Genomic DNA, 24,650 nt, shown 5'->3' with positions numbered 1-24,650 from the left:
ACTCACTAGCAGTCAATGGTGACAGGCCAAGTGCATTCGCAATGCTTGCGGATAAGCTGCCACTCAACCTTGCCCTGGATGCCAACGGCCGCTGCAGCTCGGGATTGGTCACCTGTTATCAAACCCGTGGATACCGCCCACCACCATCAGCCAACCTCCTTAAACCCCTTCGCCTCAAATAGGGGGCGCAGATCTTTCAGCGCGTTATTCGGAACTGCCACCCATAGGAGATTTCGGGCGCGAGTGGATGCGACGTACCCGATGCGCCCGACTTCCGTGCCCACGCCCGCGAGCAGTTCCTCGGCGTGGTCCTTGAGGGTCATGAAGAGGACGGCGTCCAGACTTTCTCCCTTGGCTTGATGCACGGTGTCTACTCGCAGTGATGCCGCCTCGTCATCGACTAAATCCTTGCCGCTAGACAGAGCAGCATTTGGCAGGCCGGTCTTCTTCAACTTAAGGCCGATGTTAGCGGCGGGCGTTAGTCCGAACTTGGTCTGGAGCTTGTCGAGCAAGCTCTTGATGTTGGCCACGAACTGCGGATGCCATTGCGTGTCAGCGGTCAGGGAGGCCGATGGCAACCCGACTTTCGGATCGCGCGTGAAGGCCCAAATCTCGCGCCGCAACGCGCGTGCCTCTGGGAGCTTGGCCGGTGGGGCTCCTGGCTGAGTGACGTAGTTAACGAAACCATGCGGCGGCCTGTCCAGTAATGCAGCGACGCCAATGGCCACGCGCTGAAAAGCGCTCAGGAAGTCCTTCTTGTGATCTCGCAACACGGCGGCCGCCGCAAAAACCTTCAGCGTGCCTTGTCCCACTGGCGCCGCGTCGCCACGTACCCCTTCAGCCAAGCCGCGACCACGGCAGAGCACGGCTGAACGCTTGGCTTCGGCCCCCGCGACCGCTAGCACCCCCTGAAAAGCAGTGATCAGCTGGGCATGCTGGCCACGCTTGTACCCCGTGAAGAAGGCACCATGCAGTGTGGTGGGGGCGGCTCGCTCGGCCGCGTCATCGCGCCCGCTCAGCACATTGGCGAGGCTGACAATCTGGGGCACCGACCGAAAATTGCGTGTCAAGGAATACGGCAGCACACCTGGGCGCTGGTGGTACTCACTCAGGAACTTGCCGTCTGCGCCTGCGAAGTCGTAGATGCCCTGGTTGGGGTCGCCGATGAGGGTCACGCACGCACCGGCATCAATCAGCAACTGCAGGATGGCCTGGTGAACCGTACCGATGTCCTGAGCCTCGTCGATCAAAATGTGCGGGTATCGGCGAACTACTACCTTCAGAAGCTCCCGGCGTTCTTTCAGTGCCCGGTACGCCCAGTAGCGTCCGAGATCGTGGGTGTACGCGCCGGTCTTGCCAAGGCGGCCGATGAGGTCGCGGGCCACCCTATTGGCCACCAACTCGAGGTCGTCGTTGCGCCTGTAGTAGAAGCACTCCTTACCCTCGATGAGAGCGACGTTCAGCTCCGTGATAGGCATAGGATACGTTGGAGTCTTGAACGTGAAGCCGCCAAGGAACGTCTCGCCGCCGGTCACGAGGTAGGCCGCCTGGGATGACCCCATCGTGCGATGTCCGTGAGGGCGAAGAATGGTACTGGTAATGAAACCGTCCAGCGTGTCAATCTCCACCCTGTCCCGGCCAACGCCTGCTGGAAGGTCGCGAGCCAGCACGTCGTAGGCCTTGCGGAATGTGTCGACGGCCACATTGGAGAACGACAGCAGTGCGACGCGCCCGCGCGCGTTACCGAGTTTACGGCGCATCTGGACGAGGCGCTGCACTGCCGTCTTGGTCTTGCCGCTACCCGCGCACGCAATGACGCACAGGGGCACCATAGGGGCGTCGACGACTGCTTGTTGCTCTGGTGTTAGCGCGCTCATGGCTTGCTGGCAACCTGGCAGGCATGCTTAATCGCGCCCTGTATGTAGGCCGGAATGGTGAATGGCAGTTTGGGATCTGCAATGACCTGCGCAAGCGCCTGGGCGAAGCTGCCCTTTTGCACGTTGTTTCTTGGCCGTTCGAACATGCCACAAAACAGCGCCTTCGCCTTGCCCGCGTCGTCAGCTGCAGCGTTAACGGTCGCAGCCAAGGCGGCAGCGATCTTTGGATGCAGTTCCTTCAGCGCAGCCAGCATCGGCTCCCTATTGGCTGGCTCAAGGGCCAGGTCGTATTCGAAGGTTTTGAGGCCGTAGAACACCTTCACATATACGTCCTCGCAGGCTTTCATCTTGGCAGTGTTTGCAGATACGGTGATCACGTCACCTGTCGCCGGGTACACGGGCTCTGCATCGTCGTCCTCGTCCTCGGGTTGATCTCTGGGGCCGACAGTCACGGCCCCCACCGGTCCGGCAGCTTTCGCTGGCTTGGGTACGACGGGATCGGCGTCGGTCAAGACCGCAACCGGAATTTTCAATGCATTGTTACCGAACAGTGGTAGGAACGAATCGAAGTTCAAACCTTCCACACTGATCAAGCTCACACCATGTTGGCGCAGGTCGCATCCGATGCGCTTGGCCAGCGCGTCGACCATCATCAACTCAGCTGCACCTTCAACAAAGATGACTCGACGCGCGAAAAACAGCTCAGCGCGTGTGACGTCTAGATAGCGTTCGAGCTTCTCGCGCTTGCCCTTCTTAAACTCAATGTTGCGTGGGAAAACGCCTCCCGCCAAAATCCCTGATCATCACAAGTGACTAGAATCCAAAACTGATATCGATATTTTGCTAAAAAATTTTTGTTTTAAATCATGCTGTTATGATTTTTCATGGTCAAAAGGATCTCCCCAATGGGGAAAATCGCAACTTATGCGTAAATTGCAGGAGAAAATCGCAGCTTTTGCCGGCAATTAGTTGCAGCTTATGCTGGTTAGGGTTTTTGTAAGGCTTTGATTTTTATGAGTTTTAAGTCGAAGCTTATGCTGTCGCCCACAAATGGCCCCGGCGTTTGCCGGGGCCATTGTCGTTTGGAGCAAGCGTCAATACAGCCCGTGTTGAACCGCCTTGCTCCGGCACAGCACATAGGGCAGGCCGTTGGGTTTTCCCGGGAAGGGATAGCTTTCGCCCACCTTGCTCAACATCGCCGCGCTGCTGCTTTTGCGCTGGGTTTTCTTGATCGCGCTCTTGATGGCGGCGGCGTCGCCGTCCACGAACAGGGCCAGGAAACCGCCGTCCGCCTCGGACAACTGCGCCGAGCGAATCGGCAAATCGCCGTAGTCATAGCCGCTGGGCAAGGCCAGCTCATGTTCCCATACCTGGTTGGGCGTTGAGCCGGTGGCGGCGGCCAGCAGTTTGGCGACGCCGTTGTCGCTCAGATTGAGATTGTGGCAGCTCAGCTGCGCCGCCAGGGCCTTGTTCTTGCCGGCGCCGGCTTGGGCGCCAGCGGCGGTTTTGGCCTGGCGATAAACGCCGTCGAAGGGCACATCGCCAAAGGTGCTGGCGCAGCGGTCCATCTGCACTTGCACTGCGGCTGTTTGGGGCTGCACGCTCATCGTGCAGATGCCCTCGCTATAGCGCCACTGCCCGCCATTGGCCTGCAATTGCCCCCTGCCGGAACCGGAGCGCAGTTGGCCGGGTTTGCCTTTTTGCATGACTTCCAGTTCGAACTTGCCGTTGGGGCGTATGGTCAGCGTGCGTTCGAACTGTTTGTCGGAGCCGTCGTAGACGCCGGGGGTAAGCGGGGCGGCGGCGCCGTCCGCGGCGGGGTCTTTTTGCAGCGCCTTCTTGATGCCGTCCTTGAGGATGGCGCCCAGGTCGAAGGTTTCGGCGTGGACCGCCAGCGGCAGCGCGGCAGCCAGCGCCAGCGCGGCGGCGAAGCGGTTACGGTTTGAATGGGTCATGAAAGAGGCCGTTTAAGTGGCGTTGAGATGAAATGAGGTGCTGGCGTATGCCTTGATTATTTAAATTTATCAGGACACTAGCATGCTGAATCGCTAAGAACAACTTGGCGGCAGCGTGATAAAAACCACGAAGCGGACAAACTGGCCTAAGTGCGTGTTCAAAGTCTCGCGCACATACGGTGCGCGCCCGGCAAGTCCTCATCCAGAGGATGGGCTTGGCGGGCGCGGTTTGCGGCGGCGCGTGGTAGCGCGCCGGAAGGGGGGCGCTTAGGCCAGGTCGGAAATCACCAACATGGCGATGTTGAAGTAAATCACCAGACCGGTGCCGTCGATGAAGGTGGCGATGAAAGGCGCCGACACCACGGCCGGGTCGATGCGCATTTTCTTCAGTAACATCGGAATAATGGAGGAGACGATGGCGCTCCAGATGGTGATGGCGATTAGCGTCAGACACACCACCAAGGCCACTTCGTTGCCCACCCCCAGCATCCAGGCCCGTATCCAGGCCACTATGCCGATGGCCAGCGCGATCATGAAGGACGTGGTCACCTCTTTGCGCAATACCGTGCCGATGTTGCGCAGGCTGACTTCGCCCATCGCCATCGCGCGCACCAGGGTGGAGGTGATCTGGGTACCGCTGTTGCCGCCGGTGCCGATCAGTAGCGGGATGAAGAAGGCCAGTGCGATGGCGGCTTCCAGCTGTTCTTCAAACACTTGCAGGATGGTGCTGGTGTAGGCTTCCGCGAAGAACAGCAGCAACAGCCAGGGCAGGCGCTTTTTCCACAAGCTCCATGGGGAGCTTTCCAGGTAGGAGGTTTCCAGCGGCAGGCTGGCGCCCTGGCGTTGAGCGTCGTCGGTGCCTTCGTCGCGGATCAGCGCGGCGATTTCCTTTTCGTAGAGGGCGCCCAGCAGTTTGCCGCCGCTGACCACCGGCGCGAGATCCACGCCCTTGTCTATCAGTTCCGGCACGATGTCGCGGCGCTGTTGGTTAGGCTCGACGACAAAGGAGGTGGGGCCCATCAGCGCGGAAACCGACAGATTCAGGTCCGTTTCGGTCAGCAGGCGCTTGACCGAGAGCTGACCATGCAGGAAGCGGCTGCCGTCTATGACGAAAATCTGGGCGGGAATGTCTTCGTCGCGCAGCTGTTTGAGCATGTGCTCGCGCGCTTCGCTGACTTTCATGTCGCGGCTGAGGGTGATCAGCGAGTCGCTCATGTAGGAGGCGACGGTTTCTTTCAGATTGACTTCGTTTGCCTGAGCGGTAGGCAGGGTGATGCTTGCAAAAGACATTTTGAGGTATTCCCCGTTAGCTGTTTTATAACCACAAACAGTTGTCACAATGGGGGCGTAAACCAGAAGAGAGAGTGCAGAAAAGCTATCTCCGCGTCTAAGTTTTGGCACTATGCAACGTATCCCGCTTGCATGCGGGAAGTCACTTTGGGCTATACCTTAATCCGATAAAGCCTGTCCTAACCTTGGGCGTCTCTCGACGTCGTCAGATCAGTGACCTGTGTTTGCATAGGAGCCTCGCCGAACGAGACACTGCATCTGAGAACCGTTGATTTTTGCCCGCAGGCCGTGTGGCGGCTTGGGCTGGATCATGTATGCGGCTCTGAATGGAAGGCCGGGCTTGCTGCCGGGCGGTTCCTGCGCCGGACTCGACACCGCTCTAGTGGCGGCGCGTCGCGTTGGGCGCGGTTTTACTGGATGATCACCTCCCTGTTTTGTAGAACCACGGTTTAGAACCTGTTCAATGCCTGCCGCGCTTCGTGAGACATGGCACGGTGAGTGCAGTACCCAAATGCTGATGTACCGCATGTACATTCCGCTTCTTCAGCCACATTGCCTTATCTCGTTCCTGCTCAAGAGACTTTGAACACGCTTTATAGGGAGCGCGGGCGGGCGGCGTGCGCCGCCTGCCTGCGCCGTCTTCGTCGCGACGGGTGTCATGGTGCAGTGCAATAGCGCCGCGACGAATAACGGTTATGAAAGAATGGTTATCAAGTAGTTCCGTAATTTTTCACAGTTTGTGTAATAAAACTGGTTTGCATGGAAATTTTCCACAAACATGCCATGCGGCCGCAGGTCTGATGCCAATTACATGTGTTTTTCAAATTGGCTGACCAGACGGCGCAGATCGCTGGCGGTGGTCTGCAGCTTCTGCGCCACCTGCAGGGTAGCGGCAATGCTGTGGCTGTTTTGTTCGGTGAGCGTGCTCATGGTTTCCATGTTCTGAGCCACTTCGGTGGAAGCGGATGACTGCTGTTGCAGCATATTGGCCACGCTGGAGGACGACTCCGCCACCTTCTCATTGGCGTTGCGGATTGCCTCCAGCCCTTGGGCGGCGGCTTGTATGGTTTCCTCGGCGGTGTGGACTTTGTTCACCGCGGCCTTCACTTCTTCCAGCGCCTCCTGCGAGCGTTCGCGCAGGAAGGACACCGATTGTTCGATCTCCAGCGTGTTGCCGGCGGTGCGTTCCGCCAGCTTGCGCACTTCGTCGGCCACCACGGCGAAACCGCGGCCTTGCTCGCCGGCGCGCGCCGCTTCTATCGCCGCGTTCAAGGCTAATAGATTGGTCTGGTTGGCGATGTCCTTGATCACGCCGGTGACGGTGTTGATCGATTCCACCGATTGCTCCAGCTTGATGATGATGTCGCGCGTGCAGGACACCTCGCTGACCACCGCCTGAGCCGCCTGACGGGTGTCGCTCATCTGAGCTTCGCCCTGGCTGGCCAGCTCGGTTGCTTGGTCTGCGAACTCGGCGCCGGTGCGGGTGGACTGCGAAATCTCGTTGACCGACACGGACAGCTGCTGCAAGGCGGCCGCCACCCGGGTGATGCCCTCCAAAGTGGTTTCACCGCGGGCGTTCAACGATTCGGCTTCGGCGTGGGTGGCTGTGGCGGCCTCGCTGACGTCCTCGGCGCCGGCGACGACATCGGCGAGAATGGCGCGCAAATGGATGCGCAAGGTTTCCATTTCATCCAGCACCGCGCGGGGTTCGCGCGGGCCGGAGGCCGGTATCTGGGTGCTGAAGTCGCCTTCGGCCAGCCGCATCAGCGCGTGCCGCGCCGCGTCTATCGGCCGTGCCAGCCAACGCCCGGCCAAGTAGGCGGCGGCCAAGGTCCATGCCGCCGCCAGCGCCAGCAGCGTCAGGCGCAAGGCGCCGTCGCTAGCCGCGCCGCTCAGGATCAGGGCCGCGGAGGGCAATTGCGCGCATAGTAAAAGCCAGGCGGTTGCCGGCGGGGCGGCGTGACGAGTTTCCGGAAACGCTTGGCGGCGCTCGCGGACACGGGCGTAAAGTTGTTCGGCGTCGATGGTCTGTTGTTTGGACGGCGCGCTGCGCACCGACATATAACCCACTGGCCGGCCGCCTTCGCAGATCGGCGTGACGTAAGCTTCCACCCAGTAGAAATGCCCTTGCTTGGTGCGATTCTTGACCAGCCCCTTCCATGGGCGGCCGGACTTGATGGTGGTCCATAAGTCGTCGAAAGCGGCTTGAGGCATGTCCGGGTGGCGCACGATATTGTGCGGCTGCCCAATGAGCTCTTCTTCGCTGAAACCGCTAATGTCGATGAAGGCGCGATTGGCGTAAGTGATTTGGCCTTTTAGATCGGTCTTGGTGACGATGGGGCGGTGGGGCAGCAAGAATACCTCGGTGCCATCCACGGGAAGGTTGCTTCTCATTGCCGGACCTCCTGCTTGACGTAGCCGGAAAACGGCGCGGGAGGCGGATCGGCGTGACGGTCCGCCAGCGGCGCCGGTAGTGATCATTCAATTCGGGTCAACCCAGGCGAAATCCGTTGTTTGCCGCGCTATTTGATTGATTGAGATGAAGTTTCGCCTTGGTGGCCCCCAATGGTGATATAGAACAAAAGCGCAGCGTCATGCGGCAAAGTTTGATGCGGTTTTGATAAAAGTGAAAATCCATGTCTGAAAATTTCATGGCAGATTCAGCATCTTCCTATTTCTTTCGCTGGAGCCGGCTGAGGAGAATAGCGCTCCAACTGGGACAGAGAACATGCCATGGAATCTATTAGCTCCAAACCCGGCCCGGCGCCGATGCGGGTCTTGATCGTGGACGATCACGACGTGCAACGCTGCGCCCTGAGCCAGGCTTTGCGCCATGTGGGAATCGAGCGCATCGATGAGGCGTGCGACGGCGCCGGCGCGCTCGAACAGCTCAAGCGGCATCGCTATGATTTGATGATCAGCGACCTCAACATGCCGGGAATGGACGGCATCCTGCTGCTGCGTCATCTGGCCGACTTGCAAGCGGTGCCGCCCATCGTGTTCAACAGCTCGCTGTCCAAGGACATGCTGATGGGCGCTTATCGCGTGGCGGCGTTTCACAATCTGCCGGTGATAGGCAGCTTGAACACCCCTTTGTCCATGGAGCAATTATGCAAGTTGTGGCAGACGGTGGCGCGGAAGCCTGCATGGGACGGTGTTACGCCGAGGTTTGACCGGCAGGAGCTGGAGCGGGCGCTGCGGCGTGGAGAAATCCTGCCCTGGTATCAGCCGCAGGCGGACCCGGGTTTGTTGAGAGTGATGGGGGTGGAGGCGTTGGCGCGCTGGCATCATCCCGAGTTGGGCTTGCTGGAACCGTCCGCGTTTTTGCCCGGTCTGGAGCATTATGGCCTGGACGAGGACTTGTTTTTCGCTATCTTCCGCTTGGCGGCGGAAGATTATCGTCGTTGGAGCGGGCAAATGGCCTTGTCCGGTTTGAGGGTCTCGATCAACCTCACCGCCAGCCAGTTCTGTAACCCTGAACTACCGTCCAGCCTGGCCGATGCGGCGGAAGAATTGGGCATGGCCCCGGCCTTGTTGACGCTGGAGCTGACTGAAACCCAGCGGCTCAAAAACATCTATCAGGCGCTGGAAAACGTGATACGGCTGCGCATGGCCGGTTTTCGCGTTTCCTTGGACGATGTGGGCTGCGGTTACAACGGTTTGGAATATCTGCGCGAGCTGCCGGTCAGCACGATCAAGATAGACCGCGCGCTGGTGGCCGGCGCTGCCGGCGACAGCGTGGCGAGAGAAATCCTTGAATCCACCATCCGGCTGGCCAAGGACCGCAATATCCAAGTTGTGGCGGAAGGCATTGGCGATGAGACGGATTTGCGATTGATGCTGCGCTTGGGGGTGGATTACGTACAGGGCTATCTGCTGGGCTGGCCGATGCCGGCAGACGAAGTGCCCGAGTATTTGCGTCGACGCGGACAAGGTTAGTTCAGAGGATCAACCCGGTTTGCCATCGGCTCGCCGCCGCCAGTAGCTGGGCATGAAAGCGCGGCCCCAGGCCGCCAGCGTCAACAGCCAGCCCATGGCCGCCGCGCCGTACAGCCAGCCGGACCAGACGCCGGGCAGCATTTCAGTGGCTACCCGGGTCAGCGCCAACCAGTGCGCGGCCAGGTAGAGCCGCCACAAGCCGGGGCCGGCTTGCAAAGGCTGGCCGGAGTGGCCCAGCGTCACTCGCGACACAAAGGCGATCACCATGGTCAGGAAGAAGCCGACGGTGACGGCGTGCAGCGCCGCCAGCGCCAGGCGCGGGGAAGCCAGCCAGCCGTTGAGCGCGTACAGGCCGAAAGCGATAGGCAGCCAGGCGAAAGCCAGATGCAACATGCCCAGCAGCCGCACCCGCAGCGCGGCCGCCAGCCGCCAACGCCAGCTGACATAGGCGAACAGTACGGCCAGCGCCGCGTCCAGCGGCCAACTGGGCAGGCCGAAACCGTCCAGCAGGCCATGGCCCAGGGAGCCGGCCAGCATGGCGGCTAGCAGCCAGCCCGGCCGCCAGGGCTGATACTGCGGCAACGCGTTGGCGGAGAAGAAGGGCAGCATGCGGTGGCAGACGGTGAGGAACACGGGCAACAGAAAACCCCACAAGGCCAGATTGCGCATCCACAGCCAGGCCTGACCATCCTGAAAGATCAGCCAGTAAGCGCCGGCCAGCAACGCCAGGGTGCCGCAGAGCAGGGCGGCCAGCACCGCGCAGGCGTGGCGGCGGTCCTGCTGCGGGCTGGCCAGCAGCAGGCAAGCGAAAGTCAGCGCCAGGCCGCTGAAGCCCAGTGTGTACAAGGCGTGCCCGGTCAGCGTCCAGGCCATGCCCCGCCACAGTCCGGCCAACCACAACAGCAGCCCGCCGACCATCAGCGCCGGCACGCCGACGAAGACGATGCGGCCGGGCGGTTCCACGCCCAGCCAGCGCGGGCCGGCGGTGAATAGAAAACCCGTCATGAACAGCGGGAAGAAACCGAACAGCATCAGGAAGCCGTGGGCAAGCGAAGAGGGCACCGCCAGCGCGGCGTGGACGCCGAGCAGGCGGCTGACCAGTTCGGCGCTCCAGGCGGCCAACAGCAGGATGGCGAACAGCATGCCGGGCAGGAAGGCGGCGCGATGCGGCGCCTGAACCAGCATCGCCGCGGGGCGGGGGTGTTTCATCGCGAACTCGGGAAAGGTGTGGGCGCCTCAGTATCGCCGCGCCGGGGCCGGCGCGGACATGATTTGGATCAAGGCTTTCCCGGCTCAAGCCCGCTGCTGCAGCAGCTCCGATACATCGCGCACCACTTGCACCACTTCCTTGGCGCCGGCTCGGATCTCGGCGATGGAATCGCGCGCCTGTTCGGACAACTGCAGGCTGGTGTCGGCCAGGCCGCGCACCTGTTGCATGGAGGAAATGGCGGACTTGGAGTCCTCCTGGATGCTGCGCACGATGCCGGATATCTCGCCGGTGGATTGGCTGGTGCGCTCGGCCAGCTTGCGCACCTCATCGGCCACCACGGCGAAGCCGCGGCCCATCTCGCCGGCGCGCGCCGCCTCGATCGCCGCGTTCAAGGCCAAGAGATTGGTTTGGTCGGCGATCTCGCTGATGGTGCTGATGATGGTGCCGATCTGACCGGAGCTGTCGCCCAGCTTGGTGATGATGATGGAGGAGCTTTCCACGCTGGACGCCACTTTGGTGATTTCGGTGGCGGCCTGCTCCAGCACCGCGCTGCCCTTGACCGATAGTTGTTCAGTGTTGACCGAGACTTCCACCGCCGATTGAGCGTTTTCCGCCTGGGCCTGCAACTGCTGTACCCGACGGGTGATGTCCTGGGCGAACTTGACCACCCGCACCGGCTTGCCGTTAAGGTCGTATACCGGGTTGTAAGTCGCCTCCAGCCAGATGGTTTGCCCGTTTTTGCTCAGGCGCTTGAACTGGCCCTGGAAAAACTTGCCCTGGCGCAGCTGGCGCCAGAACTCCGCGTAGTCGGGGCTGGCGGCGTAGTCGGCGTCGCAGAGCATGCGGTGGTGCCTGCCGCGGATTTCAGCCAGCGTATAACCGAAGGTGTTGAGGAAATTCTCGTTGGCGTCCTGGATGTTGCCGTCCAGATCAAACTCGATCTGAGCCATGGAGCGGCTGATGGCCAGGCGGATGGCCTGATCGTTCTGCTCTCTGTGCACTTGTTCGGAGATATCGGACGCCACCTTGACCACGCCGCAGACCTGGCCGTCGCTGGATAGTATCGGTGTGTAGCTGGCTTCCAGCCAGATTTCCTCGCCGTTCTTCGCAAAGCGGCTGAAGCGGCCGTTGACCGGTTCGCCGCGCTTCAGTTTTTGCCAGAACTCGGCGTAAGCGGGACTGGATACGTAGTTCTTGTCGCAGAATATCCGATGGTGCTTGCCGATGACTTCCTCGCGCTGGTAAGCCATGGTGCGCAGGAAGTTCTCGTTGACGTTGGTGACGATGCCGTCGGGAGTGAACTGTATCATCGCCATCGAACGGTCGATGGCGGACAGCATGCCGCGCAGGTCGTCCAGCTGGCCGGTCAGCTCGTTGAGCTGCTCCTTGAGTTTTCCAGAAAAAAAGGGCATGGCTGCCTCCATAGTAATTGCCATCCAGGAGTGCCAGTGGAGCACGCCAAGCTCATTTCAAACTAATACATTCCATATCATTTGGAAGAGAAATTTATTTTTGCATGAATGTTTTATCGCTGGGCGGCGTTAGCCATGGACACGGATGAACGGTGTATCCAGCCGTGGCGTCAACAAGGTCTCGCCATTGATTAATGGCTGATTTAAGACAAATGCAAAAACCGGGCTTATCATGGGCGCGCAAGCCACCCGCCAACTCACGGAGCGCGTATGAGTGATTTATCCGCCTTTCCCATTACCCGAAAATGGCCGGCGCAATATCCGGACCGTATCCAACTGTATTCGCTGCCCACGCCCAACGGAGTCAAGGCGTCCATCATGCTGGAAGAAACCGGCCTGCCTTACGAGGCGCATCTGGTCAGCTTCGACAGCAACGATCAGTTGTCGCCGGAATTCCTGTCGCTGAACCCCAATAACAAGATTCCCGCCATTCTCGATCCGGCCGGCCCGGGCGGAAAGCCGCTAGCCTTGTTCGAATCCGGCGCCATCCTGCTGTATCTGGCGGAGAAGAGCGGCCGGCTGTTGCCATCCGATCCCGCCGCGCGCTACGAGACCATACAGTGGCTGATGTTCCAGATGGGCGGGATTGGTCCGATGTTTGGACAGGTGGGCTTCTTCCATAAGTTCGCCGGCAAGGATTACGAAGACAAACGTGCGCGCGACCGTTACGTGAACGAGGCGCGCCGCCTGCTGGCGGTGCTGGATCAACGCTTGAGCGGCCGCCAGTGGGTGATGGGCGAGGAGTACGGCATCGCCGACATCGCCATCTTCCCCTGGGTGCGCAATCTGATTGGTTTTTACGAGGCCGGCGAACTGGTGTCGATTGCGGACTTCCCGCAGGTAACGCGCGTATTGGACGCCTTCCTGGCGCGGCCGGCGGTGCAGCGCGGGCTGACGATTCCTGCAAGATCGTAAGCCGTTTCCAGGGGCGTTCGCCCTCCCAAGAAAAAGCCCCTGTTTGGGGCTTTTCGCGTGTTTAGTCCACCGGGTTGACCTCGCCCGGCTGGCTGGCGCGGGCGCGGATCACCTTGCCGGTGGCGCTGTTGCGCACGCGGATGATTTCGCCCTGGCGGCCGTTGCCCAGCGCCTCGCCGGCGGCGACTACCTCGATGCCGCTATGGCGCGCCACGATGCGCACTTCCTCGCCGCGCTTGACCAGCAGGCTGGCTTCCAGCGCCTTGAGCCGCAGCGGCTGGCCCTGGCGCAGCGCGGTGCGGTTGCTCAAGCCTTCCAGCTTGGTCTTGGCGCCCACCATGTCGGCGGGGTCCAGCACCGGGCGCTCCTGCCATTCTATGTCGCCGGCGTCCAGCAGGCTGCGCGCCGGGATGTCGCGCGCCGCCACCGCCACGCGGGCGCTGATCTCGGCGCGGACGATGAATTCCGCGTCCCAGCCGGCGGCGTCGCAGCGCGCCTGCAGCCGCATGCGGCTGGGCGCGCGTTCATCCAGCGCGGCGACGCGCACCGGTTCGGGGCAGGGCGGGGCGTTGAAGCCGCGCGGCGGCAGCGCTTTGACGTTGACGCGAGCCGCTTCCAGGCCGGCTTTTTCCAGTTTTTTCAGCAGCAGCGCGCGCGCGGTCTGCTCCACCGCGGCGGCGGCCGGATAGGGGGTCGCCAGCGCCGGAACGCTGGTCAGAATGAGCAGCGCAGCCAATAGCGGCGCGGCTTGATGCCGAGAGGGTGTGAAAATTCCCATTAAAGATGACTTGGTAATTATCCCGTATACGCGAGAGGGTGCGGTTATTAGTATCGCTTTTCAATCGAGCGGCCATTTAATGTGAATTAGATAGCCGATGTTTAAACATGGTAGAGAACCGCATGGGTCTAGGCAATGGGTTTGCACCTTGATAAGGCATTGAGCGTCCACCCTGCTGCCTTGCAGTTGAGGGCGGAGCGCACCCGCATTCTGGCGTCCAACATCGCCAACGAGAACACGCCCGGCTATCAGGCGCGAGACATCGACTTCAAAACAGCCTTGGCCGCTTCGGCGGACGACGCGGCGTTTCCGCTGGATTCGCCGTCCGGTGAATTGCAATACCGGCTGCCCAACCATCCCGCGCGTGACGGCAATACCGTGGAATTGGGCGTGGAGCAGGCCGAGTTCGCGCAGAACGTTTCCGAATTCCAGACCAGCCTCGCCTTCCTGAACATGAAGTTCCGCGGGCTGGCCAAAGTGATAGCAGGTCAGTAAGCCATGTCCTTTCGCGATATTTCCCGCATCGCCGGCTCCGCCATGACGGCGCAGACGGTGCGTCTCAACACGGTGGCCAGCAACCTGGCCAACGCAGACACCGCCGCCGGCAGCGAGCAGGCCGCCTATCGTTCCCGCAAGCCGGTGTTCGCCACTCAGTACCGCGGCGGCGACAGCTTCGACGGCTGGCGAGGCGCCAGCGTGGGGGTGTTGGACGTGGTGCAGAACCAGGAGCCGGTGCGCAAGGCGCACGAGCCGGGCAATCCGCTGGCCGACGCCGACGGCAATGTTTTCTATTCCAATGTGAACGCGGTGGAAGAGATGACCGACATGCTGTCGGCCTCGCGCGCGTTCCAGACCAATGTGGAAGTGCTGGCCCGAGTCAAGGGCATGCAGCAGGACCTGCTGAAACTGGGAGACAACGCATGAGCGTGAACGCCGCGCAAAACGGACAGCAGAACCAGTCCGCCGCCTCCAACGGCGCCAATCCTCCGGGCGTGGCGCCGGCCGCCGGACAAAATCCCGGCATGGACGATATGTTCATGAAGCTGCTGCTGGCTCAGATCCAGAACCAGAACCCGCTGGACCCCACCGACGCTTCGCAGTTCGTCAGCCAACTGGCGCAGATGAGCCAGATGAAGAGCTCCGCCGACATGCTCAAGCAATTGCAGGGCAACGCGCTGATGTTGCGCGAGCTGCAGGGCGTGTCGCTGGGCTCGCAAGTGGGACGCCAGGTGCTGGTGCAGGCCGATCAGGCGCACCTGAGCGGCAAGGACGCCTTGTCCGGCCGCGTGACCCTGTCCGGCGAAGAGCAGCAGGTGTCGCTGGTGCTGACCGATGCGGGGGGCAAGGAGACCGTGATCGAGCTGGGCAAGCGTCCGGCAGGCGAGTTCGATTTCAGCGTGGACCCAAGCAAGCACGGCCTGGTGGAAGGCGATTACAAACTGGAAGTGCGCACTGCGTCCAAGTCCAAGGCCGGGCTTGAAATGCAGGCTACCGTGTCCGGCGTGCGCCTGCCCATCAACGGCGGCGAGCCTACGCTGACACTGGCCGGCCTGGGCGAATTCCCCGCTTCCGCCATTACTCGTTTGCTGGGCAAGACCCAGGCCTGAAGCGCCGATTCAAGACACCTAAAACTTTGGAGCGACCATGAGTTTCGACATTGCTTTGTCCGGCATCAACGCCGTCAACAACCAACTGGGCAATATCAGTAACAACATCGCCAACACCGGCACCTACGGCTTCAAGTCCAGCCGCACCAGTTTTTCCGCGGCCTACGCCGGCGCGCAGCCAATGGGGGTGGAAGTGGTCGGCCACAGTCAGAACATGGCACGCAACGGCAACACCGTGCGCACCGGCCGTCCGTTGGACGCCGCCATCGACGGCCGCGGCTTCTTCGTCAGCCGCGATCTGAACGGCGGCATGGCTTATTCGCGTGTCGGCATCTTCACCGCGGACAAGGATGGCTACCTGGTGGACGGATTCAACCGTCGCGTACAGGGCTACGGCAAGGCCGACGGCAATGCGCTGGGCGCCTTTGGGGACATCAAGATCCCCAACGGCAACATCCCGGCCAAGGCCAGCGACAAGCTGCAATACGTCGGCAATATGTCGGCCGGTTGGAGTGTGCAGACCGTGCCGTTCGACAAGTCGCAGAACACCTTCAACAGCTCGGCGGTGTCCACGGTTTACGATTCCCTGGGCAACAAGCTCAACCTGACCCAGTACTTCTGCAAGACCGGACCGAACACCATCACCGTACACTACACGCTGGACGGCAAGGATCAGCCCACCACCGCAACGCTCACATTCGACACCGACGGCAAGCTGACCAGCCCCACCGCGCCGGTGGCGCTGGACCTGGGGACGCCTCCCGGCGCCTCCCCGCTGGCGGTGAACCTGGATTACACCGGCACCACCCAGTTTGCCGGCGAAAGCAGCCAGACCCTGAACGCCAGCAACGGCTACGCGTCCGGCTCGATGACTGGCACCAGCCTGAACGACAACGGCGACGTGGTGGCGGCTTACAGCAACGGCCAGAAGCAGGTGGTGGGCACCTTGGCCATCGCCAACTTCCCTAACGAATCCGCGCTGCAAGCCACCTCGCAGACCAGCTGGGTGGAAACCGCCGGCTCCGGCACCGCGGTCTACTCGCGCCCGGGCGCAGGCCTGTCCGGCAATTTGCTGGCTTTCACCCTGGAGCAGTCCAATGTGGACATGACCTCCGAACTGGTGGATCTGATGACCGCGCAGCGCAACTATCAGGCCAACACCAAGGTGATTTCCACCGAAAACCAGACCATCCAGGCGCTGATGCAGGCGGTGTAAGGCGGAGCAAGAGTAAATGGACGCACTGATCTACACCGCGATGAGCGGCGCCGACCGCATGCTCAAGGCGCAGCAGATTCACGCCAACAATATCGCCAACGCCGAAACCGGCGGTTTCCGCGCCGACATCGGCGTCAGCACCAGTCAGACCGTGCCCGGCTACGGCTACGATGCCCGTCACCTGAGCCAGAACGGCGCCAACGCGGTGGATGTGCGCAGCGGCGCGGTGGTGGAGACGGGGCGCGATCTGGACGTGGCGGTGAAGGGCGACGGTTTCTTCGCCGTGCAGGGGCCGGACGGCAACGAGGCCTACACCCGCGCCGGCGCCATGGTGGCGGATGTGGACGGCAAGTTGAGCGTCAACGGCCATCCGGTGCTGGGCGACGGCGGGCAGATTACCTTGCCGCCGGACTACGTCAAGCTGCACATAGGCAGCGATGGCGTGATCTCGGTACTGGCCGCCGGCGAAAGCGAAATGCAGCCCATAGACAAGCTCAAGCTGGTCAAGCCGCTGCCGCAGGACATCGCCAAGGACGCCAGCGGCCTGGTGGTCAGCCGCCAGGGCGGCGTGCTGGCCGCCGACGACACCGTCAAGGTGCAGGGCGAGCATCTGGAGCGCAGCAATGTGTCCGCGGTGGAGGAGATGGTGGCCACCATGACGCTGAACCGCAATTTTGAAATGCAGATGCGCTTGTTCAACTCCGCCAGCGACATGGTGGAGGCGGGCAACCGCTTGGTGCGCGCCTGATCCGGCATTCCAATAACAGCGCCGCGGCCAAGGCCGACGGGGCAAACCATCGGGGAATCGAAACATGAATCCAGCAATGTGGGTGAGCAAGACCGGCATTCAGGCGCAGGACGCGCGTCTGACCGCCATCGCCAACAACCTCGCCAACGTCAACACCGTCGGCTTCAAGCGCGACCGCATGGTGTTCGAAGACCTGTTCTACCAAGTGGACCGTCAGCCGGGCGGCAAGACCGACCAAGACAACACCGCGCCGCTGGGCGTGCAGCTGGGTAACGGCACCCGCTTGGTGGGCACTCAAAAAGTGTTTACCCCGGGCTCGCTGACCACAACCAATCAGTCCTTGGATCTGGCCATCGTCGGTCAGGGCTTTTTGCAAGTGAAAATGAGCAACGGCGAAACCGGCTACACCCGCGCCGGCCAGCTGCAGCGCAACGACCAGGGCGCCATCGTCACCCCGCAGGGCCTGCCGCTGGAGCCGTCCATCACCATCCCGGCCGACGCCTCCTCGGTGACCATCAGCGAAACCGGCACCGTCAGCTACACCCGCGGTAGCGGCAGCACGCTGGAAACCGCCGGTCAGATCGAGCTGGCCAGCTTCGTCAATCCGGCCGGCCTGTTGGCGCTGGGAGATAACCTGTTCCAGAAAACCGCGGCCAGCGGCGAAGCCACCACCGACGCGCCGGGCTCCGGCTCCTTGGGCAAGCTCAAGCAGGGTTCGCTGGAGGGCTCCAACGTCCAAGTGGTGGAGGAAATGGTGGACATGATCGCCGCGCAGCGCACTTACGAGATGAACACCAAGGTGCTGAGCGCCGCCGACAATATGATGCAGTACCTGGCGCAGTCGGCCCGATGAAGCTGCTGGCCCTGAGCTTGTTCGCGCTGCTGTTGGCCGGCTGCGCGCAGCCGATCCCGCCGCGGACCACGCAGGAATTCGCCTTGCCGGAATTGCTGCAGCAGCCGCAGCGCGGCAAGGGCGGTGGCGTATTTACCGTGGCGGGCGCGCAATCGCTGACTTCGGACAGCCGGGCTTTCCGTCCCGGCGACGTGCTGACCGTGGTGCTGGAAGAAACCACTCAGGCCAGCAAGAAGGCCGGCACCAGCTTCGGCAAGAAATCCGGCGCCAACATCGCGCCGTCGCTGCTGGGCAATACCACCTTCCGCGCGCAAGTAGGCGTGGACGCTGGCCGCGACTTCAACGGCTCCTCCACGTCTACTCAGCAGAACATGTTGTCCGGCGCGCTGACCGTAGTCGTGCACAAGGTGCTGGGCAACGGTCTGCTGGAAGTGAAGGGCGAAAAGCAGCTGGTGCTGAACCAGGGCGAGGAATTCCTGCGTCTGGCCGGCTATGTGCGGGTGGAAGACATAGACACCGACAACCGCGTGTCCTCGCTGCGCATCGCCAACGCCCGCATCGGCTATTCCGGGCGCGGAGCCTTGTCGGACGCCAACGAGCCCGGCTGGTTGATGAAGTTCTTCGCCAGCCCGCTGATGCCGTTCTGAGCGGCGGGGCGGCGAGGAGTCCGGGCGGGACAACAGGCGGGCGCTGACAGGCGTCCGCCGTTCGCGTATGCGGCCCTTGGGGCGAGCATGCGCAATCACAGAATCATTCAGGGCGGATCATGCACGGTTTTATCAAGCAAATAATGGGATGGACGCTGCTGCTGACGGCGACGCTGGCGACGGCGCAGCCCTTGCGCAATCTGGTGACGGTGGAGGGCATCCGCGAAAACCAGTTGATCGGCTACGGCATCGTGGTGGGTCTGGACGGCACCGGCGACAACTCCCAGGTCAAATTCTCCGGCCAATCCGTGGCCAATATGCTCAAGCAGTTCGGCCTGAAAATGCCGGAACGCACCGATACCAAGGTCAAGAACGTGGCGGCGGTGATGGTTAGCGCCAGCCTGCCGCCGGGCTATGGGCGCGGCCAGACCATAGACGTCACCGTATCCTCGCTAGGCGACGCCAAGAGCCTGCGCGGCGGCACCTTGCTGCTGACCCAACTGAAGGCGGCCAACGGTGAAATCTACGCCTTGGCCCAGGGCAATGTGGTGGTGGGCGGCGTGTCCGCTCAGGGCAAGAGCGGTTCCAGTGTCACCGTCAACACGCCCACCTCCGGCCGCGTCCCCAACGGCGCGTCGATCGAACGCGAAATTCCCAGCGATTTCGAAGAAGGCGACAGCGTGCGTCTCAGCCTGCGCCGGCCTAATTTCGAAACCGCCACCAATATCGTCAAGGCCATCAACGCCAGCTTCGGTCGGGTGGCCAGCACGCGCAACGCCACCACCATCCAGGTGCGCGCGCCGCTGGATCCCACCGAGCGCGTCGCCTTCGTCGCGCGGCTGGAACGAGTGAACGTCGGCGTGGGCAGCGAAGTGCCGCGAGTGGTGTTCAACTCGCGTACCGGCACCGTGGTGATCAGCCAGGGCGTCACCGTGCGTCCGGCGGCGGTGTCCCACGGCAGCCTGCGCGTGGTGATCTCGGAAAGCCCCAGCGTCAGCCAGCCCGGACCGTTCAGCAACGGCCAGACCACGACCGTGCCCAACTCCACCGTCAACGTGGATCAAGGCTCCGGCCGCATGTTCCAGTGGCCGGCCGGCGCCAGCCTGCGTGCCATCATCGACACCGTGAACAGCACCGGCGCCACGCCGGACGACATCATGGCGATACTGCAAGCGCTGGATCAGGCCGGCGCAATCGACGGCGAACTGGTGGTGATCTGATGGAAAGCAACAATATACAAGTCGCGCTGGCGATGCCGGCCGACGCCAAGGACGAGCCGGCGGTGCAGCCGGCCTCGCCGGAATATCGTCGCAAGGCCGGCGCCGCGGCGGAGCAATTCGAGGCCCAGTTTGTCCGCGAGATGTTCAAGCAGATCCGCAAAACCACGCGCGAGATCGCCGGCGAAGACAGCATCTTCGCCAACTCCATCAACGGCGACATGATGGATTTCGCCGACGGCGCGGTGGCGGACCAGTTGGCCAAACAGCGAGTGTTCGGCGTGGCCAACGCCATCCTGCGGCAACTGCTGCCGGAGCAGGGTGGCAATATTCACCTTAAGAACGGCGGCGCGCCGGTCGCAAGCGATAAACAGATCCCCGGCCCGCTGCCGGACGCGCAGGGCCTGGCCGCTTTCGCTCCGCCCCTGCTGCCGCTGAATAAAAGGTAAGAACCGCCATGCGCATGATAGACAACGCGCTGACCGGCGCCGTCGCCTCCCAGGCCGCGCTGAACGCCGTCAGCCAGAACATCGCCAACCAGATGACCCCGGGCTACTCGCGTCAGGGCGTGGTCTTGACCGCGCTGATGCCCGGCAGCGGCGACCCATACAGCGCCGGCTCCGGCGTGGTGGTCAACGCGGTGCGCCGCTTCAACGACGATTTCAAGAACCTGCAACTTTGGCAGGCGGCTTCCAATCAGGGCGAGCTGGTGGCGCAGAATCCTTACTTCGGCCAGTTGGAGCAGGTGATGGGCCGCGACGGCAGCAGCCTGTCCGCCGGCTTTGATCAGTTTTTTCAGGCGCTCAGCGCCGCCAGCCTGTCAGGCGACGCGATGCGCGACCCGGTGATCCGAAGCGCCGAAGCCTTGGCTCAGCGTTTCAACAATCTGGATAAAGTGTTCGGCTCGCAACTGGCCGCCATCGCCGAGCAACGCTCCGCCACGGTCACGCAGATCAACAGTTCAACGTCCAATATCGCCGATCTCAACGCCAAGATCGCGGCCGGCAAGGCTGTCGGCACCAATACCTCCGGCTTGGAGGATGAGCGCGACCGTCAGATCGATGCGTTGTCCACCCTGGTGGAAGTGCGGGTGGTGTCGCAGCCGGACGGCAGCAAAAACGTCAGCCTGAAGAGCGGCCTGCCGCTGGTGGCGGACACCCAGGCGGCCACGTTGAGCAATACTAGCCAGCCGGACGGCAGCCAAGTGCTGACGCTGAACTTCGCCAAGGACAAATACACCCTGGCCGGCGACGGCCTCGGCGGCCAGCTGGGCGGGCTGAATCAATACGAGCTGCAGACGGTGCGCCCGATGCGCGCCCAGGTGAAAACCCTGGCCAGCGAAGTGGCTCAGCGCATCAACGACCAGTTGGCGCTGGGCTACGACAGCAACGGCCAACCGGGTAAGCCGCTGTTCGTCTACGACGCTTCCGGCGTCAACGGCATTTTGAAAACCAGCGGCATCACCTCCGTTGAATTGGGCTTCTCCGGCGATCCGGCCAAGCCCGGCGACAATAGCAACCTGCTGGCGGTGATCGGACTGCAACAGCAAAAGATCACCATGCCCGGCGTCGGCGCCGTCACCATTGGCGACGCTTACTCGCAAATGGTGGGCAAGTTGGCGGTTAGCAGCAAACAGAACAAATCCGGTCTGGAAAGCGCCAAGGTGATCCGCGCCGAAGCGGAAAAGAGTTGGCACAATACCAGCGGCGTCAATCGCGATGAAGAGGCGATGAACCTGCTGGAGTTCCAGAAAATGTACCAGGCCAATATGAAGGTGATCAGCGTGGCGAACCAGCTGTTCGAAAGCACCTTGTCCATCTTGTAAGGAAGACAGCATGCGCGTTTCCAGCAATCAATACCTGTCCACCATGCAATTGGCGATGCAGACCAGCAACTCCGCGCTGGCCGAGTTGCTGCAGCGCATGTCCAGCGGCGATCGGCTGCTGGCCCCGTCGGACGACCCCATCGCCAGCGTGCGCCTGTTGCGCTTGCAGCGTGAAGAAGCCGCGCTGGACCAGTATCAGCAAAACATCGGCGCGCTCAGCTCCGCGCTGTCCAAGAACGAATCCATCCTGGATAGCATCAGCCTGGACATCCGCGACGCCAAGGACCTGCTGACCGCGGCCGCCAACAACCCGCCGGAGGACGATCTCAAGGCGATGGCGACGCCGCTGCGCAGCCTGCGCGAAAGTCTGTTCTACTCGGCCAATACCAAGGATGCCGAAGGCCGCTACATGTTCTCCGGCTCCAAGCCGGCTGTGGCGGCCCTCGCTTACGACGAGACTAAGCCGGCGGGCAGCCGCTACAGCTTTACCGGCAACACGGATAAGCAGCAAGTGGTGGTGGGCGACGGCATTACCCAAGCCTCTAACGTCACCCTGGAAAACATGGCGGACATCCTCAATCAGCTGGACAAAACCATAAGCCGGCTGGAAGACCCCGCGCTGGACAATAAGGATCCAACCGTCGCCGCTGACATCCGCAGCGCGATGAACGCCAGCGACAAGGCGCTGGAAGGCATCTCCAGCAAGATCGCCCAACTGGGCGGCACGCAGAACATCATGAAAACGCTGGCGCTCAATCACGATAACGTCAGCCTGTCCAATAAACAGACCATGACCAAGTTGGGCAGCCTGGATTACGCCGACGCTTTCATTCAAATGAACGGCTACACCATGGCGCTGCAAGCCAGCCAAAAAGCCTATGGCCGCGTCAGCCAGTTGTCTTTGTTTGACGTGATTTGATCGAGAGCGGCATGAACACCCCGATTTCCTCCGTCAACGTCAAACAAAGCGGCAAACGCTGGGGCAAGGACGCCGGCGCGGTTGCCGCCGCCAGCGTGATTGAACGCGCGCCCGCGTCGCAGGCGCAACCGGCCGCGCAAGTGCGCGGCGCGCCGGCCTCGGGTTGGCGCTATAGCGCTCAGCTCAACGAGCAACTGACCTCGGCGCAGCAGGCATTGTCCTTTGTCGATGGTCTGATCGATCAGCTGGAAGGCGTTAAGTCCGGGCTCAGCCGCGAACTGACTCAGCGCCAGCTGAATCAAGGCGATTTGCAGCGCCAGTTGGAGCAACTCAACGAACAGTGGCGCAAGCGCCAGACCGTTAGCGGCGGCAGCCTGGACGGACAGTTGCGCTTCCATCTGGCCGCCGACGCGCGCCAGAGCTTCACCGTCAAAGGCTTGGAACTGGCGGCCTTGTCCGGCGGGCAAGCGGAAACCCTGGTGTTCTCCACCGGAGAGTCCGGTGTAGCCCCGGCGTCGGTGCAAGTGGGCGGAGCGTCCGGCGAAGAAGATATTCTGCGTCGCCTCAATCGCGGTTTCGCCGCCAGCGGCGTGCGCGCTGAGCTGAATGAAGATGGGCAACTGGCGTTCAGTGTGCCGGAATCGCAATGGGAGGCGCTCAGCGAGCGCATGACCGTGCGCGGCGGGGGCATTCGTTTCCCCGGCGGCATTCCGCAGCGGCTTAAACTACAGCCCGAGGCCGAGGCTTTTCAGCCGGAGCGCTGGAAGGTAAACGATCACGCCCAAGTGCGTCAGGCTTTGCAAAGCGTGGTGCGCTCCATCGGCCAACTACAGCAAACCCGCGCGGCCATCAATGGCGCGATCGCAGAGGCGCAACACTCCATCGAGCAGTTGTCGCATATGAATGAACAGAGCTGGGCTAGCCAGTTCGTTTCCGACTTCAACGCCCGTCTGAATCAGCCGGATGGATATCGCAACTTCTATGAGTTGGTGCCGGCCCTGATCGGCGTCAGCCGCTACCGGGTGGTGTCCCTGTTGTCGCTGAGCTAGGGGAGCGTTTCATGTCCGCCGCGCTTGGCAATATATAGAAGCGATGCCCGGCGGACAGCGCGCGTTCCAAGGGCGCCGACGATTGCCGGGGGCATTGACTCCGGTTCGCGATCTTCACACAATCAGCCATTCCCACCTCAAGAACGGGTTGGCCATTCATGACTTCCCGCGGTAACAAGCCGGCTCGGCGCGTAGAGGTAGGGGGGCGCAGCGTCTATCTTCACAGCGTGCCCCGCCACTCCCTGCAAGACCTCTACCATTTCTGCATGACCATCAGCTGGCCGCGCTTCTATCTTTTCATCGCCGCTGCTTTCATCGCGCTGAATCTATTGTTCGCCGGCCTCTACCAGGCGAAGGCGGGCGGCATCGCTAATCAATATCCGCCGGGTTTTCTTGGCGCCTTCTTCTTTAGCGTCGAAACGCTGGCCACTGTGGGCTATGGCGATATGCATCCGCAAAGCCTGTATGCCCACTGGGTTTCGATGCTGGAAATCTTCATTGGCATGATGAGCATCGCGCTGATCACCGGCGTCACCTTCGCCCGCTTTTCGCGGCCCAGGGCGCGTATCGTTTTTACCCATAGTCCAGTTGTGCGCTTGTTGGACGGCAAACCCGCGCTGATGCTGCGCGCGGCCAATGCCAGAAATAATGTGATCATCGACGCCAGCGCCCGCTTGCGCTTGTTGCAGCATGAAGTCAGCGCAGAAGGCGTGAGCTTCCGCAAGCTTCATGACTTGGAGCTGGTGCGAGACGAGCATCCTATGTTCGTGCTCGGCTGGACGTTGGTGCACAAGCTGGAGGAGGGGAGCCCCTTATATGGGTGCGACGCCGAATCGTTGGCGGCTGTTCGCGCGCAGCTGATTCTGTCCATAAACGGGATTGACGAAACTACCGTGCAACCGATGGTGGCGCGCCATACCTTTTCGCATCAGGACATCCGCTGGAACCATGCTTTCGCCGATCTGATCTATACCGACGCGGAAGAAAACGATCATGTTGACTACCAGAAGCTGCAGGAAGTGAGGCCGCTGCCGCCGGGTTCCGACCGGTTTGGCTCAGGCTGAGTGCTTGCAGTTATTGGCGGTGTTATTGAGATTCAATGACTTAGTCGAAATTGGTGGTTTTTTGTGTCG

23 protein-coding genes and 1 riboswitch are annotated in these 24,650 nt (G+C 61.8%); of the genes, 15 read left to right on the top strand and 8 right to left on the bottom strand.

All coding sequences use genetic code 11. From position 1 onward, the window contains the following. Positions 1-146 precede the first annotated feature (146 nt). From ACUXV1_RS20225 to ACUXV1_RS20205, 5 genes are all read right to left on the bottom strand, one after another. Entirely contained in the window at positions 147-1,877 is a 1,731-nt protein-coding gene (locus ACUXV1_RS20225; protein WP_446016325.1) for a UvrD-helicase domain-containing protein, read from the bottom strand. Next, positions 1,874-2,668, bottom strand: a complete 795-nt coding sequence (locus tag ACUXV1_RS20220) for an ATP-dependent nuclease (RefSeq protein ID WP_446016324.1) — start codon at positions 2,666-2,668, stop codon at positions 1,874-1,876. Before ACUXV1_RS20220 ends, ACUXV1_RS20225 begins: the two co-directional genes overlap by 4 nt. A gap of 303 nt (positions 2,669-2,971) precedes the next feature. Beyond that, positions 2,972-3,832 (bottom strand): hypothetical protein, encoded by an 861-nt coding sequence (locus tag ACUXV1_RS20215; RefSeq protein ID WP_081556786.1) that lies wholly within the window; start codon positions 3,830-3,832, stop codon positions 2,972-2,974. Positions 3,833-4,099: 267 nt separating this feature from the next. Further along, on the bottom strand, positions 4,100-5,122 hold the full coding sequence (locus tag ACUXV1_RS20210; protein WP_081556785.1) for a magnesium transporter: 1,023 nt from the start codon (positions 5,120-5,122) through the stop codon (positions 4,100-4,102). An 82-nt stretch (positions 5,123-5,204) separates the two neighbouring features. Then, positions 5,205-5,378: riboswitch (M-box (ykoK) riboswitch) on the bottom strand. 551 nt (positions 5,379-5,929) lie between these two features. Then, positions 5,930-7,516, bottom strand: coding sequence for a methyl-accepting chemotaxis protein (locus ACUXV1_RS20205; RefSeq protein ID WP_043638917.1), 1,587 nt, complete (start codon positions 7,514-7,516; stop codon positions 5,930-5,932). 339 nt (positions 7,517-7,855) lie between these two features. On the opposite strand from ACUXV1_RS20205, the gene ACUXV1_RS20200 reads away from it, so the two are divergent. Further along, positions 7,856-9,061, top strand: coding sequence for an EAL domain-containing response regulator (locus ACUXV1_RS20200; protein WP_446016323.1), 1,206 nt, complete (start codon positions 7,856-7,858; stop codon positions 9,059-9,061). Positions 9,062-9,070: 9 nt separating this feature from the next. On the opposite strand, the gene ACUXV1_RS20195 is transcribed toward ACUXV1_RS20200, so the two are convergent. Beyond that, positions 9,071-10,270 carry an NnrS family protein gene (locus ACUXV1_RS20195; protein ID WP_446016322.1) on the bottom strand — a complete coding sequence of 400 codons (1,200 nt, stop codon included), beginning with the start codon at positions 10,268-10,270 and terminating at the stop codon, positions 9,071-9,073. A gap of 84 nt (positions 10,271-10,354) precedes the next feature. Further along, positions 10,355-11,683 carry a methyl-accepting chemotaxis protein gene (locus ACUXV1_RS20190; protein ID WP_043639012.1) on the bottom strand — a complete coding sequence of 443 codons (1,329 nt, stop codon included), beginning with the start codon at positions 11,681-11,683 and terminating at the stop codon, positions 10,355-10,357. 270 nt (positions 11,684-11,953) lie between these two features. Between ACUXV1_RS20190 and ACUXV1_RS20185 the strand changes: the two genes are divergently transcribed. Next, the gene (locus tag ACUXV1_RS20185; protein ID WP_446016321.1) at positions 11,954-12,658 is read left to right on the top strand and encodes a glutathione S-transferase N-terminal domain-containing protein; all 705 of its coding nucleotides are present in this window, start codon (positions 11,954-11,956) and stop codon (positions 12,656-12,658) included. A 61-nt stretch (positions 12,659-12,719) separates the two neighbouring features. Here ACUXV1_RS20185 and flgA read toward each other — a convergent pair whose 3' ends face one another. Next, on the bottom strand, positions 12,720-13,436 hold the full coding sequence (gene flgA, locus ACUXV1_RS20180; RefSeq protein WP_194426118.1) for a flagellar basal body P-ring formation chaperone FlgA: 717 nt from the start codon (positions 13,434-13,436) through the stop codon (positions 12,720-12,722). Between the two features lie 135 nt (positions 13,437-13,571). Here flgA and flgB point away from each other — a divergent pair, with 135 nt between their 5' ends. The 13 genes from flgB to ACUXV1_RS20115 all read left to right on the top strand — a co-directional run bounded on the left by flgB (position 13,572) and on the right by ACUXV1_RS20115 (position 24,581). After that, positions 13,572-13,931 carry a flagellar basal body rod protein FlgB gene (flgB, locus tag ACUXV1_RS20175; RefSeq protein WP_039755772.1) on the top strand — a complete coding sequence of 120 codons (360 nt, stop codon included), beginning with the start codon at positions 13,572-13,574 and terminating at the stop codon, positions 13,929-13,931. 3 nt (positions 13,932-13,934) lie between these two features. Continuing rightward, entirely contained in the window at positions 13,935-14,360 is a 426-nt protein-coding gene (flgC, locus tag ACUXV1_RS20170) for a flagellar basal body rod protein FlgC (RefSeq protein WP_081556780.1), read from the top strand. Further along, a complete protein-coding gene (locus tag ACUXV1_RS20165; protein ID WP_114154373.1) occupies positions 14,357-15,043 on the top strand; it encodes a flagellar hook capping FlgD N-terminal domain-containing protein in 687 nt (228 codons plus the stop codon). Before flgC ends, ACUXV1_RS20165 begins: the two co-directional genes overlap by 4 nt. 37 nt (positions 15,044-15,080) lie before the next feature. Further along, on the top strand, positions 15,081-16,259 hold the full coding sequence (locus ACUXV1_RS20160) for a flagellar hook protein FlgE (protein ID WP_043638901.1): 1,179 nt from the start codon (positions 15,081-15,083) through the stop codon (positions 16,257-16,259). A gap of 16 nt (positions 16,260-16,275) precedes the next feature. After that, complete coding sequence (locus ACUXV1_RS20155; protein ID WP_203390130.1) at positions 16,276-17,007, top strand: flagellar basal body rod protein FlgF; 732 nt, start codon at positions 16,276-16,278, stop codon at positions 17,005-17,007. 64 nt (positions 17,008-17,071) lie between these two features. After that, a complete protein-coding gene (gene flgG / locus ACUXV1_RS20150; RefSeq protein WP_114154377.1) occupies positions 17,072-17,860 on the top strand; it encodes a flagellar basal-body rod protein FlgG in 789 nt (262 codons plus the stop codon). After that, entirely contained in the window at positions 17,857-18,507 is a 651-nt protein-coding gene (gene flgH / locus ACUXV1_RS20145) for a flagellar basal body L-ring protein FlgH (RefSeq protein WP_043638891.1), read from the top strand. Before flgG ends, flgH begins: the two co-directional genes overlap by 4 nt. Positions 18,508-18,626: 119 nt before the next feature. After that, positions 18,627-19,727: a flagellar basal body P-ring protein FlgI gene (locus ACUXV1_RS20140; RefSeq protein ID WP_208854882.1), complete on the top strand. Its 1,101-nt coding sequence runs from the start codon at positions 18,627-18,629 to the stop codon at positions 19,725-19,727. After that, a complete protein-coding gene (locus ACUXV1_RS20135) occupies positions 19,727-20,173 on the top strand; it encodes a flagellar biosynthesis protein FlgJ (protein WP_446016320.1) in 447 nt (148 codons plus the stop codon). The genes ACUXV1_RS20140 and ACUXV1_RS20135 overlap by 1 nt, the downstream gene beginning before the upstream one ends. Before the next feature lie 8 nt (positions 20,174-20,181). Next, positions 20,182-21,549, top strand: a complete 1,368-nt coding sequence (gene flgK / locus ACUXV1_RS20130) for a flagellar hook-associated protein FlgK (RefSeq protein ID WP_043638888.1) — start codon at positions 20,182-20,184, stop codon at positions 21,547-21,549. Between the two features lie 10 nt (positions 21,550-21,559). Continuing rightward, positions 21,560-22,468: a flagellar hook-associated protein FlgL gene (flgL, locus tag ACUXV1_RS20125; RefSeq protein ID WP_043594410.1), complete on the top strand. Its 909-nt coding sequence runs from the start codon at positions 21,560-21,562 to the stop codon at positions 22,466-22,468. Positions 22,469-22,479: 11 nt separating this feature from the next. Beyond that, positions 22,480-23,517 (top strand): hypothetical protein, encoded by a 1,038-nt coding sequence (locus ACUXV1_RS20120; protein ID WP_446016319.1) that lies wholly within the window; start codon positions 22,480-22,482, stop codon positions 23,515-23,517. A 158-nt stretch (positions 23,518-23,675) separates the two neighbouring features. Further along, positions 23,676-24,581, top strand: coding sequence for an ion channel (locus ACUXV1_RS20115; protein ID WP_446016318.1), 906 nt, complete (start codon positions 23,676-23,678; stop codon positions 24,579-24,581). Positions 24,582-24,650 lie beyond the last annotated feature (69 nt).

Source organism: Chromobacterium sp. W521, assembly GCF_052805975.1.
The sequence above is the reverse complement of the archived record's forward strand: the minus strand, read 5'-3'. Positions and strand labels throughout refer to the sequence as shown.

Coding starts and splice junctions, on each gene's coding strand:
- ACUXV1_RS20195 (WP_446016322.1), bottom strand. CDS start 10,270: ATGAAACACCCCCGCCCCGCGGCGATGCTGGTTCAGGCGCCGCATCGC.
- flgG (WP_114154377.1), top strand. CDS start 17,072: ATGAATCCAGCAATGTGGGTGAGCAAGACCGGCATTCAGGCGCAGGAC.
- ACUXV1_RS20185 (WP_446016321.1), top strand. CDS start 11,954: ATGAGTGATTTATCCGCCTTTCCCATTACCCGAAAATGGCCGGCGCAA.
- flgH (WP_043638891.1), top strand. CDS start 17,857: ATGAAGCTGCTGGCCCTGAGCTTGTTCGCGCTGCTGTTGGCCGGCTGC.
- flgK (WP_043638888.1), top strand. CDS start 20,182: ATGCGCATGATAGACAACGCGCTGACCGGCGCCGTCGCCTCCCAGGCC.
- ACUXV1_RS20135 (WP_446016320.1), top strand. CDS start 19,727: ATGGAAAGCAACAATATACAAGTCGCGCTGGCGATGCCGGCCGACGCC.
- ACUXV1_RS20115 (WP_446016318.1), top strand. CDS start 23,676: ATGACTTCCCGCGGTAACAAGCCGGCTCGGCGCGTAGAGGTAGGGGGG.
- flgL (WP_043594410.1), top strand. CDS start 21,560: ATGCGCGTTTCCAGCAATCAATACCTGTCCACCATGCAATTGGCGATG.
- ACUXV1_RS20215 (WP_081556786.1), bottom strand. CDS start 3,832: ATGACCCATTCAAACCGTAACCGCTTCGCCGCCGCGCTGGCGCTGGCT.
- ACUXV1_RS20205 (WP_043638917.1), bottom strand. CDS start 7,516: ATGAGAAGCAACCTTCCCGTGGATGGCACCGAGGTATTCTTGCTGCCC.
- ACUXV1_RS20120 (WP_446016319.1), top strand. CDS start 22,480: ATGAACACCCCGATTTCCTCCGTCAACGTCAAACAAAGCGGCAAACGC.
- ACUXV1_RS20190 (WP_043639012.1), bottom strand. CDS start 11,683: ATGCCCTTTTTTTCTGGAAAACTCAAGGAGCAGCTCAACGAGCTGACC.
- flgC (WP_081556780.1), top strand. CDS start 13,935: ATGTCCTTTCGCGATATTTCCCGCATCGCCGGCTCCGCCATGACGGCG.
- ACUXV1_RS20140 (WP_208854882.1), top strand. CDS start 18,627: ATGCACGGTTTTATCAAGCAAATAATGGGATGGACGCTGCTGCTGACG.
- ACUXV1_RS20225 (WP_446016325.1), bottom strand. CDS start 1,877: ATGAGCGCGCTAACACCAGAGCAACAAGCAGTCGTCGACGCCCCTATG.
- ACUXV1_RS20165 (WP_114154373.1), top strand. CDS start 14,357: ATGAGCGTGAACGCCGCGCAAAACGGACAGCAGAACCAGTCCGCCGCC.
- ACUXV1_RS20210 (WP_081556785.1), bottom strand. CDS start 5,122: ATGTCTTTTGCAAGCATCACCCTGCCTACCGCTCAGGCAAACGAAGTC.
- flgA (WP_194426118.1), bottom strand. CDS start 13,436: ATGGGAATTTTCACACCCTCTCGGCATCAAGCCGCGCCGCTATTGGCT.
- ACUXV1_RS20200 (WP_446016323.1), top strand. CDS start 7,856: ATGGAATCTATTAGCTCCAAACCCGGCCCGGCGCCGATGCGGGTCTTG.
- ACUXV1_RS20160 (WP_043638901.1), top strand. CDS start 15,081: ATGAGTTTCGACATTGCTTTGTCCGGCATCAACGCCGTCAACAACCAA.
- ACUXV1_RS20155 (WP_203390130.1), top strand. CDS start 16,276: ATGGACGCACTGATCTACACCGCGATGAGCGGCGCCGACCGCATGCTC.
- flgB (WP_039755772.1), top strand. CDS start 13,572: ATGGGTTTGCACCTTGATAAGGCATTGAGCGTCCACCCTGCTGCCTTG.